Below are 12,998 nucleotides of genomic sequence, written 5' to 3' on the forward strand. Positions count from 1 at the left end.
ATGTCCGACGACCTTTCCCTCCCCGCCCCGACGACGCTGAGCGTCCCCCCGGCCGAGCGCCTGCTGAACCTGGTGATCGCGCTGGTGAACACGAGCGCGTCGATGACCAAGCAGCAGATCCGCCGCGGTGTCGCCGGGTACGGGGACGCCGCCTCGCTCGACGCGTTCGAGCGGATGTTCGAGCGTGACAAGGACACGCTGCGCGGTCTGGGCGTGCCGATTGTCACCGTCGACGCCGGCGGGCACAGCGACGACGTGGGCTACCGCATCGACAACGAGGCGTACGCGCTGCCGCCGGTCGACCTGACCCCGGCCGAGCTGGGGGTGCTGGCGCTGGCGGCGCAGCTGTGGGGCGACAAGTCGCTGCGCACCGACACCTCGCGCGCCATGACCAAACTGCGCGCCGCGGGTCCCGCGCTGGTCGAGGCGGACGCCCTGGCGGGGTTGGCGCCGCGCGTGCGGGCCGTGGGCGACGCGTACGGTCCGCTGCTGGACGCGGTGACGCAACGGCGCACGGTCCGCTTCCGCTACCGGGCGGCGAACACCGGCGTCGTCGCGGAGCGGCGGGTCGAGCCGTGGCGCATCGCGGCGCGCGGCGGCGGCTGGTACCTGGTGGGCCGCGACCTGGACCGCGCGGCGCCGCGCGTGTTCCGCCTCTCGCGCATCGAGGGCAAGGTGCGCGTCGGCGCGCAGCCCGAGGCGTTCGAGATGCCCGCGCACGTCGACGTCGACGCGGCCCTCGGCGCCACGGGCCAGGTGCGCGCCGCGGTGCTGGCCGTCGTGCCCGAGCGCGCCTCGGCCGTGCGGGCGCGCGCGGTCGCGCCGCCCGACGCCGCCGCACCGGCCCCCGCGGCCGTGCCCGACGGCCGCGACGTCGTCGCCGTGCCGTTCACGTCCGTGACCACGCTCGCCGAGGAGCTCGCCGGGTACGCCGACGCCGTCATGGTGCTCGCCCCGCCCGAGCTGCGCGGCGAGGTGGTGCGCCTGCTGCGGGCCGCCGCCCGCCTCGACTCCCTGGAGGCTCCCCGTGCCTGAGCGCGCCGACGACCGCCTGGTGCGGCTCCTGGGCCTGGTCGCCTTCCTCGACGGGCACGGTCCCGTGCCCGTGCCCGAGCTCGCCGAGCGCTTCGGCGTCTCCGAGCGGCAGATCCACGACGACGTCGACCAACTGTGGGTCACCGGCACGCCCGGGTACTGGCCCGAGGACCTCATCGACTTCGACGCCGACGCCGTCGAGCGTGGCGTGGTGCGCCTGACCAACGCGCGCGGGCTGACCCGGCCGCTGCGGCTCGGCACCCGTGAGGCCGTCGCGCTGGTCGCGGCGCTGCGCGCCCTGCTGGAGTCCCCGCCCGTGCAGGCCGACCCAGAGCGCGTCCGCCTCGTGCGCTCGGCGCTCGACAAGCTCTCGACCGCGACGGGGGAGGCCGCGAGCGCCGTCGACGTGCGCCTGACGCGCGACGGCGACCCCCAGGTGCTGCAGTCCGTCACGGCGGCGCTGGCGGCGCGGCGACGCCTGCGGATCCGATACGTGACCGCCGGTGACGTGGTGGGGGAGCGCGATGTGGACCCGGCGCGGCTGCTGACGCAGGACGGCGCGGGGTACCTGCTGGCGTGGTGCCACCGCGCGCACGGGCGGCGCACGTTCCGCCTCGACCGGGTGCTGGCCGCGACGGTGCTGGACGCGCCGGTCGACGCCGCGCTCGTCGCGCAGGCCGACCGGGACGTGGACGTGGCGCGGTCGGCGGCGGCCGGCGACGGCGAGACCCCGACCGTGACCGTGACGTTCGCCTCGCCCGCCCGATGGCTGGCCGAGGAGGTGCCCTCGGAGTCGGTCACCGAACTCGACGGCGGGGCGTTCGCGCTGCGGCTGCGCGTGACGAACCCGGCGTGGCTGCGCGGTCTGCTGCTGGCCGTGGCGCCGCTCGTGCTGGCCGTCGACCCGCCCGAGGTGGCGGGGGACGTCGCGGCGGCGGCGCGGGCGGCGCTGGCGGCCTACGGCGATCCGGGCCCGCAATAGGGTGGGCGGCATGTGGTGGCTCGTGTGGGGTGTGCTCGTCGTCGGGACGCTGGTCGGCGCGTTCTTCCTGGGCCGTGACCTGTGGCGCAAGGCGGTCCGGCTGGGGCACGCCCTGGGCGCGGCCTCCCAAGAGCTCGGCGACGCCTCGGCCCGCGTGGCCGACGCCGTCGAGCGGGCGCAGGCCAACCCCGCCGACACCAGTCCCACGGTCTTCGACGACATCACCGAACTGCGTCAGCGGGTCGCCGAGCAGCGCTCGGCCCGGGCCGAGCGCGCCGCCGCGCGCCGCGAGCGACAGCTCGCCACGGCCCGCGGTTGGTCGGTCGAGGCGTGGCTCGCGCAGCGTGAGCGAGCCAGGAGCGTTTCGTCCGAACCGCCCCGTTGACCGCGTAGGATCGGCCGCACGAGCCGGGCGTGCTTGGCGCCGGCCGCCGGAGGAGGAGCCCCCCATGTTGCGCAACGGCCTACAGGCCTGGCACATCATCGTCCTGCTGGTCATCATCGTCCTGCTGTTCGGGGCGAACCGGCTGCCCGGGATGGCCAAGAGCGTGGGCGAGTCGCTCAAGATCTTCAAGCGCGAGATCAAGGACCTCTCCGAGGACGACAAGCCGGCCGACAAGCCCGCCGATCCGAGCGAGCCGAAGGCGTAACCCATGGCAGGCGCCCCCCGTGACCCCGAGGGGAGGATGCCGCTGCGCGAACACCTGCTCGAACTGCGCAAGCGTCTGTTCCTCGCTGCCTGCGGCCTCGTCGTCGGCGCGATCGGCGGCTGGTTCCTCTACGCGCCGCTGCTGGAGGTGCTGCGCCGCCCGCTCGACCTCGCCGCCTCAGCCCAGGGCAAGCAGATCTCCCTGAACTTCACCGCGCTCGGCTCACCGCTCGACATGCAGATCAAGGCGGCCCTGTTCCTGGCCGCGATCGTCACCGCGCCGTGGTGGCTCTACCAACTGTGGGCGTTCGTCACCCCCGGCCTGACCCGGCGCGAGCGCGTCTACGCCTACGGGTTCGTGGGCGCCTCGGTGCCGCTGTTCTGCGCGGGACTCCTGCTGGCCTGGTGGGTGCTGCCGCACGCCGTCGACCTGCTCACCGACTTCATCCCGCAGGGCGCCTCTGGCCTGTTCACCGCGCAGGAGTACCTGACGTTCGTGATGCGGCTCCTGCTCGCCTTCGGGCTGGCGTTCGTGCTGCCCGTGCTCCTGGTCGGGCTCAACCTCGTCGGGGTGCTGCGCCACGAGACGCTCGCCAAGGGCTGGCGGTGGGCGGTGCTCATCGCGTTCGTCTTCGCGGCCATCATGACCCCCACCCCCGACCCCTGGACGATGATCCTCGTGGCGACGCCGATCTGCGCCCTGTACTTCGGCGCGCTCGGCGTCGCCGCGCTGCACGACAGGCGCGTGGACCGACGGCGCGTCGCCGCCGCCGCCTGAGCCGGGTACGGTGTCCGCCGTGCCCGGCCCCACACCGCTCGCCCCCACCGCCCCTGTCGGCGCGCCCCAGCGCCTCGGCGTCGTCGTCAACCCCACCGCCGGCAAGGGGCGCGGCGAGCGCGTCGGGCGCGACGTCGTCGACCGCCTCGCCGCGACCGGGCACGACGTGTGGGATCTGTCGGGGCACAGCGCCGACCTCGCGCTCGAGCACACCCGCCGCGGCCTGGCCGACGGGCTCGACGCCCTCATCGTCGTGGGCGGCGACGGCATGGTGCACCTGGGCGTGCAGGCCGTCGCCGGAACCGCCATCCCGCTCGGCGTCGTGGCCGTGGGCACCGGCAACGACTTCGCGACGACGCTGGGCCTGCCCGTGCGCGAGGCCACACCTGCGCTCGACACCCTGCTGGCCGCGCTCGACGCCGGCGAGGCCGGTGTGCGCGCCGTCGACGCGATCCGCGTCACGGGCGACGGTCTGAGCAGCCGCAAACAGGCCGGAGAGTCGCTGCGCTGGGTCGCCGGCGCCGTGTCCGCCGGCCTGGACGCCGCCGTCAACGAGCGCGCCAACGCCATGCTGCGCCCCCGCGGCGAGGCCCGCTACGTCGTGGCCGCGCTGCGCGAGATCGCCGGATACCGGGCCTGGCACTACCACCTGACGTTCGAGCACACCCAGGGCGACGACGCGGCCATCGACGCGCTGCGCAGCCTGCCCGGCTTCACCGACCTGGGCCCCGAGGCCGACGGCGACGGGCGGCGCCTGCGCTGGGACTCCCGCGGCGCGCTCGTCACCGCGTCCAACGGCGCCACCATCGGCGGCGGCATCCCCGTCGCGCCCCACGCCGCGATCGACGACGGCCTGCTCGACATCGTCGTGGCGGGCGACGTCGGCCGCGGCGGCGCCTCGGTGCTGTTCCCCCAGATCCTCGCCGGTGGACGGCACCTGGGCCATCCGCTCGTGCGCGTCGTGCGCGCCCGCGCCCTCGACATCCAGCCAGGCGACGGGCACATCCCGTCGGCCTTCGGCGACGGCGAGCACCTCGGCGCCCTGCCACTGCGCGCCGAGCTCGTCCCCGGTGCGCTGAGGGTGCTCACCACGCGCTTAGGCTGACGCCCATGGCCACCGCCGACACCCCCGAGAGCCTCAGCCCGGCCGAGCGGTACGCGGCCTCGCGCGCCCGCACCACCCGCTCCCAGGTCGGCTCGGGCACCCGGCTCGCCGAGTTCCGCTCCGGCCTCGGCTTCGAGCTCGACGACTTCCAGGTCACCGCCTGCCAGGCCCTCGAGGACGGGCGCGGGGTGCTGGTCGCCGCGCCCACCGGCGCGGGCAAGACCGTTGTGGGGGAGTTCGCCGTCCACCTGGCCCTCGCCCAGGGCGGCAAGGCGTTCTACACCACCCCGATCAAGGCGCTGTCGAACCAGAAGTACGCCGACCTGGCCCGCCGCCACGGCGCGCACAACGTCGGCCTGCTCACCGGCGACACCACCCTCAACGGGGAGGCGCCCATCGTCGTCATGACGACCGAGGTGCTGCGCAACATGCTCTACGCCGGTTCGCGCACGCTCGACGGACTGCAGTTCGTCGTCATGGACGAGGTGCACTATCTCGCCGACCGCTTCCGCGGGCCCGTGTGGGAGGAGGTCATCATCCACCTCGCCGACCACGTGCAGCTCGTCTCGCTGTCGGCGACCGTCTCCAACGCCGAGGAGTTCGGCGACTGGCTGGAGATGGTGCGCGGCGACACCGCCGTCGTCGTCTCCGAGCGGCGGCCCGTGCCGCTGTGGCAGCACGTCGTGGTCTCCGCGCCCGAGCCGCGCGGCGTCCCCCGCCTCATGGACCTGTACGCGGGGCATGTCGACCCCACCGACCCCGGCGTCAACCCGCCCATCAACCCCGACCTGAGCCACGTGTTCCGCGTCTCGGGCCGCCGTGACGACCCCGGCGCGCGGCGCGGGCCTGGCGACCGCGGCTACCGGGGCCGCGGCGGTCACCGGCCCGGCGGAGCGGTGGGCCTCGCCCCGCAACGGCGCACGCCGCCCCGGTTCGCCGTGGTCGACGCCCTCGACGCCGACGCGCTGCTGCCCGCGATCTACTTCATCTTCTCGCGCGCCGGATGCGAGGGCGCCGTGCAGCAATGCCTCGGCGCGGGGCTGCGCCTGACCTCCCCGGCCGAGGAGGCCGAGATCCGCGGCGTCGTCGAGCAGCGCACCGCGACCATCCCGCCCGAGGACCTCGACGTGCTCGGCTACTGGCCCTGGCTGCACGCGCTGGCCCGCGGCGTCGCCGCCCACCACGCCGGGCTGCTGCCCGTCTTCAAGGAGACCGTCGAGGACCTGTTCGCGCGCGGCCTGGTCAAGGTGGTCTTCGCCACCGAGACGCTCGCGCTCGGCATCAACATGCCCGCCCGCTCCGTGGTGCTGGAGAAGCTCGTCAAATGGGACGGCACGGCCCACCAGCCCGTCACCCCCGGCGAGTACACCCAGCTCACCGGGCGTGCCGGACGGCGCGGCATCGACGTCGAGGGGCACGCCGTCGTCGTCGACCACAGCGGACTCGACCCCGTCGCCCTCGCCGGCCTGGCCAGCCGCCGCCTGTACCCGCTGCGCTCCTCGTTCCGGCCCACCTACAACATGGCCGTCAACCTCGTCTCCCAGGTCGGCCACGACCGCGCCCGCGAGGTCCTGGAGACCTCGTTCGCGCAGTTCCAGGCCGACCGCGGCGTCGTCGGCCTCGCCAAGCAGGCGCAGGCGCACGCCGAGGCCCTGGCCGGGTACGTCAAAGCCATGACGTGCGACGTCGGAGACTTCGCCGAGTACATGGGCATCAGGCGCCGCATCAGCGCACGCGAACGGGACCTGTCGCGCGCCGCCTCGGGCACACGCCGCGCCGAGGCCGTCGCCTCGTTCGAGCGCCTCAAGCGCGGCGACGTCATCGAGGTTCCCTCCGGACGGCGGCGCGGGTACGTCACCGTGCTCGACCCCGGCCTTGACGAGCGCAGCTTCGACGGGCCGCGCCCCACCGTCCTGACCCAGGAGCGGCAGGTCAAGCGGCTCACCCTGGCCGACGCGCCGGGCGGGGTCAGCGTCGTCACCCGCGTCAAGATCCCCAAGGCGTTCAACGCCCGCCGCCCCGACGCCCGCCGCGACCTCGCCTCGTCCATGCGCAACGCCCTGGGCGCGCTGCGCGACGACCTGCCCGGCTCAGACCGGCGCGGCGGGCGCGGCCCGCGCCCCGGCCAAGGCCCGGGCAAGCGGCCGGACGCCGCCTCCGACAGCGAGCTGTTGCACCTGCGCGCCGCGCTGCGCGCCCACCCGTGCCACGGCTGCCCCGACCGCGACGACCACGCCCGTTGGGCCGAGCGCCACGACACGCTCGCCGCCGAGCACCACCGCCTCGTCCAGCGCATCGAGGGCCGCACCGGCACCGTCGCGCGCACGTTCGACCGCACGTGCGCCGTCCTGGAGAGGCTGGGCTACCTGGAGCGCGACGGCGAGTTGCGCGTCACCGCCGACGGCGCGTGGCTGCGGCGCGTCTACGCCGAGAACGACCTGCTGCTGGCCGAGTGCCTGCGCCGCGGCGCGTGGGACGGCCTGGACGCCCCCGGCCTGGCCGCCGCCGTCTCGACCGTCGTCTACTCCGGGCGCCGCGAGGACGCGGCCGAGCCCTACGTGCCCGGCGGGCCGCACGGCCGCCTCGCCTCAGCCCTCGACGCCACGACCCGCGTGTGGTCGGACCTGACGGACCTGGAGGAGCAGCACGGCCTCGACGCGACCAGCCCGCTCGACCTCGGCATCGTCGCCCCCGTGCACCGCTGGGCCGCCGGCAAGGGGCTCGACGCCGTGCTACGCGGCACCGACCTGGCCGCCGGGGACTTCGTGCGCTGGTGCAAACAGGTCGTCGACGTGCTCGACCAGCTCGCCCAGGCCGCGCCTACCCCCGCGCTGCGCGCCACCGCGCGACGCGCCAAGGACGCGGTGCTGCGCGGCGTCGTCGCCTACTCCAGCCTGTAGCGCCCGCTGGCCAGGCCCATGCGCACCCGCCGACCTCGACCGCGGCCGCGCGGCCTGCGACTGGCGGCGTGGGCCGCCGACTACGCCTACGCGGCCCGGCAACAGGTCCGCCACGCGCTCACCCCACCCCGCCTGCCGCGCGGCGGCGGACAGGGCGCGCCCGTCCTGCTGCTGCCGGGGATCTACGAGCCGTGGGACTTCCTACGCCCCGTGGCCGGCCGACTGGCCGCGCGAGGCCATCGCGTGCACGCCGTCGAGGCCCTGGGACGCAACGCCGGCCCCGTGCCCGCGGCCGCGCAGGTCGTCGCCGCCTATCTCACTGCGGCCGACCTGCGCGACGTCGTGATCGTGGCGCACAGCAAGGGTGGACTGATCGGCAAGAGCGTCATGCTCGGACCGGCGGGCGACCGGATCGCCGGCATGGTGGCGTTCGCCACGCCGTTCGCCGGGTCGGCGCTGGCCCGATACGCCGTCCGGCGGCCGCTGCGCGCATTCGACCCGCGCAACCCGGACCTACGCCACCTCGCCGCGCAGACGTCGGTCAACGAGCGCATCGTCGCCCTCTACCCCTGGTTCGACCCGCACATCCCCGGCCGCGCGCGGCTGCGCGGAGCCCGCAACCTCGACGTGCCGCTCGCCGGCCACTTCCGTCCGCTCGGGCGCCCGCTGCTCATCGACACGGTCGTGCGCGAGGTCGACCGCATCGCGGCCGCGAGCGCCGCCGAGGGCTGAGGCCGACGCGGATTGCTCCGACCGACCGTCATGGTCCCACCCCGTGAGGCGTCTACGAGGGCGAAGGTGGTTTGACGGTTTCGAGAAGGGACGCACGCTGTGCGGTGTGGTCGGCGCACAGGGACTCCAGAGTCCTGTTTCGCTCGGTTGACGACGGGTGACGACGCGGGAGGGTCCGTGTCCTCGCGCTGTCGGGGCGGCGCGCGCCGCGGGGAGGCGTCGGGATGCCGCGCCGTGGCGCGGTTGGCGGGAGTCCGTGCCCCAGGACGCCGATGGCGGATGGGCCGGTGAGGCGTCGCGGGGGCCTAGTGCGTTCGGCCGTGGTGAGTCCGGTACCGAAGTCCCATGGAGCCGGTGACGCAAGGGGGTTCCGCTCACGACCTGGGTGCGCAACCGTGAGATACGCCTGGGTACGACGGAGTGGTCCCCTTGAGGAACGGTAGCCCGCCTGCGAGCGACGCGGACCTCGTCGCGATCGTGCGCGCTGGGGACCCGTCGGGCAGAGCCTACGCGGACCTCTTCGAGCGGCACTGGCATGTGGCGCGGGCGGCGGCGGTGCGTTTCGGCGCGGGCGGTGACGCGGACGACCTGGCGCAGGAGGCCATGGTCCGGGTCTTCGTCGCCATCGCGTCCGGGGCGGGGCCCGACAGCGCGTTCCGCGCCTACCTGATCGCGGCGGTGCGCAATCTCGCGATCTCCAGGGCGCGTCGCACCCAGCCGTACCTGGCGGGTGACGCCATGGACCTGGAAGAGCTCGCGTTCTCCGGGGAGGAGGGGCGCAAGGCGGACGACGACGTCGTCGACAGGTCGCTGCTCGCCGCGGCCTTCCACAAGGTGCCCGACCGGTACCGCGCGGTGCTGTGGCACACGGTCGTCGAGGGCATGACGCCGCGCGAGCTCGGACCGCGTCTGGGCATGTCGGCCAATGGCGTCGCCGTGCTCGCCGCACGGGCCCGCGAGAGCCTGCGGCGGGCGTGGATCAGCGTCCAGCTCGACGACGGCGACCTGGACGAGCGGTGCGCGTGGGCCCTGCGGGCGTTGATCAGCCTGCAGCGTGAGGACGTGCTGGGACGCACGACCCGCGACCGACTCGCCGCGCACCTGCGCCAGTGCGCGCGGTGCCGCAAGTCCGCGGTCTCGGTGCGTGTGCTCGCCCGCTCCGTGCGCCGCCCCCGGTCTTCCGGCGGTTCCCGCACGGCCTGTCGATCGCCCACCTGAGAGCGCGATCCGCGAGCCGGCGCCGAGGCTCGGCCGGACACGGATCGCCCCCACCGGCGCGCGGCGCCGGGCTCGCCGGTGTCCGACGATGTGTCCTCGCACGTCGCATGTGCGCTGATCACGCCTTATGGTTCGCACGTGACATCGACCTTGTACCGCAACGGCGCGATCCACTCCTCGGCGGACCCGTTCGCCGAGGCGATGCTGATCGACGACGGCGTCGTGGCGTGGATCGGCGCGGACGACACCGCCGCAGGCCTCGCCGCGCGCGCCGACAGGGTCATCGACCTCGATGGCGCTCTGGTCGCGCCAGGGTTCGTCGACGCGCACGTGCACACGCTGGAGACCGGGCTCGCCCTGGAGTCCGTCGACCTGTCGCCCGCCAGCGCCGCGACTCGCGCCGCCGCGCTCGACGCGATCGCGGCCGGGGCGCGCCGCCTCGACGCGGCCGACCCCGACGGCGACGAGGTGCTGCTCGCCTTCGGGTGGGACGAGCAGGCGTGGCCAGAGGCGAGCGCGCTCACCCGCGCCGAGCTCGACGCCGCGGCCGGCGGGCGCCCCGTCTACGCCACGCACGCCGACGTGCACCACGCCGTCGTCTCGACCCGCATGGCCGCGAACGCCGGTCTGGAGGCGCTGCCGGGTTGGGACGCGTCGGGCCTGGTCATGGGGGAGGCGCTGCGCCGGGCTCGCGACGTCGCCCAGGACCTGTCGCCGGCGCGTCGCACGCGCGCCTACCGGGTGGCACTGGAGCGCGCGGCGGCGCTGGGCGTCGTGGCAGTGCACGAGATGTCGGCGCCGCACACCGACACGCGTGAGGGATTGCGTGAGCTGGTCGCGCTCGCCGACCAGATGCCCGCCCCGCAGGTGGTGGCCTACCGCGGCGAGCTGGTCGAGTCCGCCGACGACGCGCGCGAGCTGTTGGCCGCCCTGCCGTTCCTCGCGGGCATCGGCGGTGACGTCAACGTGGACGGCTCGATCGCCTCCCGCACAGCGGCGATGCGCCACGCGTACGCCGACCAGCGTGGTCCGCTCGGGCTCGGGTTGGACGACGACGGCCGCGGTCTGCTGTACCTGTCGGCCGACGAGATCGGCGCCCACCTGGCGGCGTGCTCGGCGGTCGGGGTGCAGGGCGGCTTCCACGTCGTCGGGGACCGGGCGATGGACCAGGTCGTGCTCGGGCTGGAGGTGGCCGCCAAGGAGCACGGGCCGGGCGCCGTGCGCGCCGCCCGGCACCGGCTTGAGCACGCGCTGTTCGTGGACGCCGCCGCGCTGGCGTCGCTGCTGCTGCACGGGGTGTCGTTGTCGATCCAGCCGGCGTGGGACGCCGTGTGGGGTGGGCCCGACGGCTTGTGGGCCGCGCGACTGGGCGGGGCGCGCGCGGCGAATATGTCGCCGTTCGCGGACCTGGCCGGCGCCGGAATCCCGCTCGCCTTCGGGTCGGACGCGCCCGTGACGCCACTGGACCCGTGGGCGGCGGTGCGCGCCGCAGTCTCGCACGACGACGAGTCGCAGCGCTTGTCGGGCCGGTCCGCGTTCCGCGCGCACACGCGCGGCGGATGGCGGCTCGCGGGCCTGGAGGGCACGGGCGCGGGGGAGCTGGCGGTCGGGGCGCCGGCGCACCTGGCCGTGTGGCGCGCCGAGAGCTACGGCGTGCGGTCCTCGGGGCGTGGCCTGTCCTCGTGGAGTGCGGAGGCCCGCGCCGGGCAGCCGGTGCTCCCGGACCTGGCGCCCGACGCGCCGCAGCCGCAGTGCCTGCAGACGGTGCGCGCGGGCGTCCCGATCTACGACACCTTCGACTGAGGCGCGCGGACGGCGGGCCTGGGGCTCCAGCCGGGTCGCGTACGCTGCCCGCGTGTCCCGTCCCCCCGCCACGTTCTGGGCCTCACGCCCCGTCACCCTGCTGTTGTCCGTGCCGGTGGGAGCGGCCCTGTGGGCGGCGTTCCCCGACCTGGCGTGGTGGCCGCTCGGACTGGTCGCCGTGGCCCTGCTCCACCTGGCGCTGCGTCGGGATCACGCCGGCTGGAACTTCCTGGTCGGGCTGGTCGCCGGGCTCGTGTTCTTCGTGCCGCACCTGTACTGGGCGTATGTCGCGACGGCGCTGGTCCCGTGGTTCGCGTTGAGCCTGCTCGCGGCGCTCGGCCCCGCGGTGTTCTCCGCGGCCTGGACGTGGACGCGTCGGCTGCCGTGGGTGCGCGACCGGGCGTGGGCGCACGTGCTGGCGTTCGCGACGCTGTGGACCGCGGTCGAGGAGTGGCGTTCGGAGGTGCCGTTCGGCGGCTTCCCGTGGGGGCGAATGGCGTGGTCGGTCGCCGCAGCGCCGACGGGGCGCGCCGCGTGGCTCGGCGGCACGCCGCTCGTCTCGTTCCTGGTCGCGGGCGCGGGCGTGCTGCTGGCCCTCGCGGTCGGCCGCGCGGTGGCGGCCGCGCGCGATCCGCGCGCCCGCCGCGGGCACCTGGTGGCGGCCGCGGCGGGCGCCGTCGTCGCGGCGGTGGGCGTCGTCGGGCCGACCTGGCTTCCGCTACCGACCGCAGGCGACGAGCAGGCCGTCGCCAACCCCCCGGCGACCAGCGCCGTCGAGGCGCCGGACCGATCGGTGTTCGTCGACGCCGGCACGGGCGCCCAGCAGGCGGGCGTGCTGCGGGTCGGGGCGGTGCAGGGCAACGTGAGCGAGCCCGGCCTGGGCTCGTTCTACAACCGCGCCGAGGTGCTCAACAACCACCTCGACGGCACCCGCGCCATCGCCGACGACACCGACACCCGCGCGGCGCGCGACGAGCCCGAGCCGGGTGTCGACGTCGTGCTGTGGCCCGAGAACGGCTCCGACCTGGACCCACAGGTGGCCCGCGACGTCGCCCGTGCCCTCGACGCCGCGAGCGAGCGCGTCGAGGCGCCCATCCTGGTGGGCGCGCAGGAGTTCCCCGAGACGGGCGGGCGCTACAACGTGCTGCTGTTGTGGCAGGACGGTCAGGGTGTGATCTCGCGGTACGCCAAGCAGCGTCCCGCGCCATTCGCGGAGTACATCCCGATGCGATCGGTCGCGCGGCTGTTCACCGACCAGGTCGACCGGGTCACCACGGACATGTTCGCCGCGACGAACCCTCCCATCATCGAACTGCCGTCCCCGCGCCTGGGACGGACCGTGCGCCTCGGCACGGCGATCTGCTTCGAGGTCGCCTACGACGACATCCTGCGCGACGCCGTGCGCCGCGGCGCGGAGGTGCTCGTCGTGCCGACCAACAACGCGTCCTTCGGCGTCACCCCGCAGTCAGCGCAGCAGCTGCAGATGACGCGCCTGCAGGCCATCGCCAACGGGCGCGCCACGGTGCAGATCTCGACCGTGGGGATCAGCGGTGTCGTCGCGCCGGACGGCACGCTCGTGGCCCGCACGGGCCTGTTCACCGCCGACCACCTGTCCGCCGAGCTGCCGCTGCGCACCTCCTGGACCCCGGCGGTCGCGGCCGGGCACTGGCCTGCGTGGACCCTCAGCGCCGGCGGCGGACTGCTGACCCTCGCGGGGCTGGCGACGAGCCTGCGCCGTCGCCGCGCGGCCTGAGGCCGCGCCACCCCCGGCGGTCGAGCCTGTCGAGACCCCGGCC

General features: G+C 75.2%; 11 protein-coding genes. All 11 read left to right on the plus strand.

Translation table 11 applies throughout. The features are described 5' to 3' along the window. The 11 genes from EV386_RS05615 (at position 1) to lnt (ending at position 12,955) form a co-directional block, all read left to right on the plus strand. On the plus strand, positions 1-1,035 hold the full coding sequence (locus EV386_RS05615) for a helix-turn-helix transcriptional regulator (protein ID WP_130413102.1): 1,035 nt from the start codon (positions 1-3) through the stop codon (positions 1,033-1,035). Beyond that, entirely contained in the window at positions 1,028-2,017 is a 990-nt protein-coding gene (locus tag EV386_RS05620; RefSeq protein WP_130413104.1) for a helix-turn-helix transcriptional regulator, read from the plus strand. Before EV386_RS05615 ends, EV386_RS05620 begins: the two co-directional genes overlap by 8 nt. A gap of 10 nt (positions 2,018-2,027) precedes the next feature. Further along, the gene (locus EV386_RS05625; RefSeq protein ID WP_165399858.1) at positions 2,028-2,402 is read left to right on the plus strand and encodes a hypothetical protein; all 375 of its coding nucleotides are present in this window, start codon (positions 2,028-2,030) and stop codon (positions 2,400-2,402) included. Positions 2,403-2,466: 64 nt separating this feature from the next. Beyond that, positions 2,467-2,667: a Sec-independent protein translocase subunit TatA gene (gene tatA / locus EV386_RS05630; RefSeq protein ID WP_130413108.1), complete on the plus strand. Its 201-nt coding sequence runs from the start codon at positions 2,467-2,469 to the stop codon at positions 2,665-2,667. Positions 2,668-2,670: 3 nt separating this feature from the next. Then, positions 2,671-3,444, plus strand: a complete 774-nt coding sequence (tatC, locus tag EV386_RS05635) for a twin-arginine translocase subunit TatC (RefSeq protein WP_423218959.1) — start codon at positions 2,671-2,673, stop codon at positions 3,442-3,444. A 19-nt stretch (positions 3,445-3,463) separates the two neighbouring features. After that, positions 3,464-4,549: a diacylglycerol/lipid kinase family protein gene (locus EV386_RS05640; protein WP_130413110.1), complete on the plus strand. Its 1,086-nt coding sequence runs from the start codon at positions 3,464-3,466 to the stop codon at positions 4,547-4,549. 5 nt (positions 4,550-4,554) lie between these two features. Then, positions 4,555-7,449: a DEAD/DEAH box helicase gene (locus EV386_RS05645; RefSeq protein WP_130413112.1), complete on the plus strand. Its 2,895-nt coding sequence runs from the start codon at positions 4,555-4,557 to the stop codon at positions 7,447-7,449. Between the two features lie 18 nt (positions 7,450-7,467). Further along, positions 7,468-8,181: an esterase/lipase family protein gene (locus EV386_RS05650; protein ID WP_130413114.1), complete on the plus strand. Its 714-nt coding sequence runs from the start codon at positions 7,468-7,470 to the stop codon at positions 8,179-8,181. Positions 8,182-8,610: 429 nt separating this feature from the next. Continuing rightward, the gene (locus EV386_RS05655) at positions 8,611-9,399 is read left to right on the plus strand and encodes an RNA polymerase sigma factor (RefSeq protein WP_165399859.1); all 789 of its coding nucleotides are present in this window, start codon (positions 8,611-8,613) and stop codon (positions 9,397-9,399) included. 138 nt (positions 9,400-9,537) lie between these two features. Then, on the plus strand, positions 9,538-11,202 hold the full coding sequence (locus tag EV386_RS05660; RefSeq protein WP_130413118.1) for an amidohydrolase: 1,665 nt from the start codon (positions 9,538-9,540) through the stop codon (positions 11,200-11,202). Between the two features lie 52 nt (positions 11,203-11,254). Beyond that, on the plus strand, positions 11,255-12,955 hold the full coding sequence (lnt, locus tag EV386_RS05665; protein ID WP_130413120.1) for an apolipoprotein N-acyltransferase: 1,701 nt from the start codon (positions 11,255-11,257) through the stop codon (positions 12,953-12,955). Positions 12,956-12,998 lie beyond the last annotated feature (43 nt).

Source organism: Xylanimonas ulmi (assembly GCF_004216535.1).
Classification (GTDB): Bacteria; Actinomycetota; Actinomycetes; order Actinomycetales; family Cellulomonadaceae; genus Xylanimonas; species Xylanimonas ulmi.

Coding starts and splice junctions, on each gene's coding strand:
- EV386_RS05625 (WP_165399858.1), top strand. CDS start 2,028: ATGTGGTGGCTCGTGTGGGGTGTGCTCGTCGTCGGGACGCTGGTCGGC.
- EV386_RS05615 (WP_130413102.1), top strand. CDS start 1: ATGTCCGACGACCTTTCCCTCCCCGCCCCGACGACGCTGAGCGTCCCC.
- EV386_RS05650 (WP_130413114.1), top strand. CDS start 7,468: ATGCGCACCCGCCGACCTCGACCGCGGCCGCGCGGCCTGCGACTGGCG.
- EV386_RS05645 (WP_130413112.1), top strand. CDS start 4,555: ATGGCCACCGCCGACACCCCCGAGAGCCTCAGCCCGGCCGAGCGGTAC.
- tatA (WP_130413108.1), top strand. CDS start 2,467: ATGTTGCGCAACGGCCTACAGGCCTGGCACATCATCGTCCTGCTGGTC.
- tatC (WP_423218959.1), top strand. CDS start 2,671: ATGGCAGGCGCCCCCCGTGACCCCGAGGGGAGGATGCCGCTGCGCGAA.